At 47.5% G+C, this 2,909-nt stretch carries 2 protein-coding genes; both read left to right on the forward strand.

Annotated elements, in window-relative coordinates:
- The first annotated feature begins 718 nt into the window (after positions 1-718).
- Positions 719-1,795 carry a tetratricopeptide repeat protein gene (locus tag AAH187_RS15595; RefSeq protein ID WP_342349395.1) on the forward strand — a complete coding sequence of 359 codons (1,077 nt, stop codon included), beginning with the start codon at positions 719-721 and terminating at the stop codon, positions 1,793-1,795.
- 482 nt (positions 1,796-2,277) lie between these two features.
- Positions 2,278-2,909, forward strand: a 632-nt coding sequence (locus AAH187_RS15600) for a VWA domain-containing protein (RefSeq protein WP_342349396.1), incomplete at its 3' end; no start/stop codon positions are given.

Raw genomic sequence — 2,909 nt, forward strand, 5'->3', positions numbered from 1 at the left:
AGTCTGGTATTGACTACCTCCGCTCTTCATCCCGATCTTCACGGAAACTGCAATACTCCCACGAAAGCATGAGATTCACGCCGACACATGAAACTACTGAGGTGACGTTCTATTACCTTTTCCTCTCCGCAAGGAGGATTATGATGCCTGGCTCTTTCATCTTTTCAGGATTTCTTTTGTTCGGTCTCTTGTATGTCTGATCACCTGTATGAGCGTTTCAATCGGATAGCCTAGAATTAGGCGATCTCGAAACAGAATCTATGACATGACAACCAATTAAGGATCTCAATCTAGATCTCGCCTTTACGACGACGGAGATTGGCGGGAAGAATGTCCAGTACCCCACGACAGGTAATCTTAACCTTGCCTCAAGGAAACCGGAGGACGAGAAGGACGTCGAATATTCTTTCAAGCAACAATTACACTGGCTTCAGACCATACGTTTCATCTCTCATCTTTCAACACATACACCCTGCCTTTCACCATGAAGGAAGCGCAATTCTGCCTGACTAGCAGAATGTTGCCGCTCATCAAAAAATATTTTTCCCTGATCGGATCTATCTGTTAGGAGAACAAATATCCCCTGCCTCCGAGCCTTACTTCTCCCATCTCCTTTATTCAAATTCTGGCAAATCAGGAGACAATACGATACAATTTCCCATGTTTGGATTTCTGAATCCGCTCGATTGACCAACACTTCGACTGAAAGAATATCCGCATGCTTAACCCGTGTCACGGCAATCCACCGCATACTTCCTCGAAACGCATTACGTGGCAGAGAATATTCCTCTGTCTTATCTTCCTTTGGCCCTTGCCAGCCTTCGCCCACCAGGCGGGAAATCTTTATCGTGATGCTCTTTCAGCCGTGGAAAATCAGAATTTCAAGGCCGCCCAATCATTACTCGAACAGGCCATCCAGGAATTTCCTGAATTTTCGGAAGCCCATCACCTGTATGGCTTGGTGGAGTTTCAACTGACCCAACAACCTGAGCGCGCGATTTCTGCCCTTCAAGAAGCCATCCGACTTAACCCGAATCTAGCTCAAGCGCAGTATGATTTGGCATTACTCTTTATCAAGCAAGATCAAATGGAAGAAGCTCAAAAAGCCGTTCAGCAAGCGCTCGCTATCTATCCACGTTTTTGGGAGGCCAGGCTCACACTCGCTAAACTATTGGATAAGCGGGAGCTCACGAATCAGGCCATTCAGGAATACCAGGCCATTCTCACTCAACAACCCTACCAAGAAGAAGCGCTCTATCATCTGGCTACCCGGTTTATGCAAGCTCAAGATTTCGATCAAGCACAACTCCTCCTTACCCAATTGACAGAACACCACCCTCACAAGACAGACGCATGGTTGTTGCTTGGCCGGATTGCGGAACGGCAGAATCAACCATCACAGGCCTTACATGCTTACCAACAAGTCATTCAGGCCAATCCGGAACATTCGGAAGCCCACTACAATCTTGGTTTTCTTTACCAACAACAAGGGAACCTACCAAAGGCCATCAAGCATTTCCAACGCGTCGGTGAACTCAAGCCTCAGGATGCCGAGGCCTTTCTCAATCTTGGAGTCCTCTTCGCAGGCCAACATCAGTTCGTGGAGGCAGAACAAGCGTATCAAGCAGGAATCGCGTTGCAACCAGATTCCCTGGAAGGACATTTCAATCTTGGAGCCTTTTACGAATTCCACAAGAAGGATCTTCCTCAAGCACGAACTCATTACCAGAAATACCTTGCCCTTGGCGGAAAGGACACCCGAATCCAACAATTGCTTAACCAACTTGAGCAATAGATTATCCCCATCGGTTCAAGGAATTCCTCGAATTCTCCTTCAAGACCTCTCCAGGCGAACAATTTGATTTCCACTCCATTATCTTAGTCTTCCCATCTTCTTCCTCCTTAGGTTCATGGGCATCGCCCTTAGACTGTCAGACCCTCCAAGACTTTTCGAAGCTGTTTCATATCCTCACTCCACGCCGTTTGTTTCACGGCCGGAACCTGCTGATCACAATTGGCCTTTGATTAAGGGCGGAAGGCCAACGTTTCTGTCAAAACAAACCTGTCCATAATGTTCGGGAAGGAGACTCTTTCGATCATAACTAGACACAAAATCAGGAAAACTAACCATTTGTAGCACATTTCCAATCGGCAAGTTTTTCAATATTCAGTCGATATTCTCCTACCAAAGAACCTCCGCGTTGAATCAACGAGAAATGAATGAGTTGGTGTGAGGTTTGAGAGGTTATTGATCCTTTTATCCAGGAGACACGGAAAATGGGACGCAATTCAATCAAAGGGTTACAGAATCCGTTACAAAACCAACAAGGTGCATACATCCTGATTACAGGCATTGCTGTTGTGGCCCTGTTTGGATTTGCGGCCCTGGGTATTGAAGTTGGACGGTGGTATGCCATCCAGGGAGAAATGAGTAAAGCGATCGATGGAGCTGCCTTTGCAGGAGCTAAAAATGTGAACAATCCCAATATTGCCGATCTACACGGGTTTGTCGAACAAGTAGCGCAAGCGAATTTCCCTCCCGGACTGTTAGGAACTGACACGCCAACGTTTGTGGTAACCGACGACGGAAACGGAAAAATTACCGTTCAAGGCGCCACGAATTCCATTAATTCTCTCTCGAGAGTGGTCCAGGGAAGCCATGGGACCACCGCCATCGCCGCGGACGGATCCGCTAAACTTCGCAACGCCGAAATCGCGTTGGTTTTGGACGTGTCGGGGTCGATGGCAGGCAGTCCCATAAGCGACTTGAAAGACGGGGCCAAGAGCTTTGTCGAAAACTTCACCGATCAACAAGCCGATAATCGATTTGCCCTGATAACCTTTGCCTCAGGGGTCCAAAAGCCCTTTGCTATGGACCATGGGTACGTTTCCCCCATGACTTCAGCCAT

It is taken from the genome of uncultured Nitrospira sp. (genome assembly GCA_902500695.1).
Classification (GTDB): domain Bacteria; phylum Nitrospirota; class Nitrospiria; order Nitrospirales; family UBA8639; genus Nitrospira_E.

Coding starts and splice junctions, on each gene's coding strand:
- AAH187_RS15595 (WP_342349395.1), top strand. CDS start 719: ATGCTTAACCCGTGTCACGGCAATCCACCGCATACTTCCTCGAAACGC.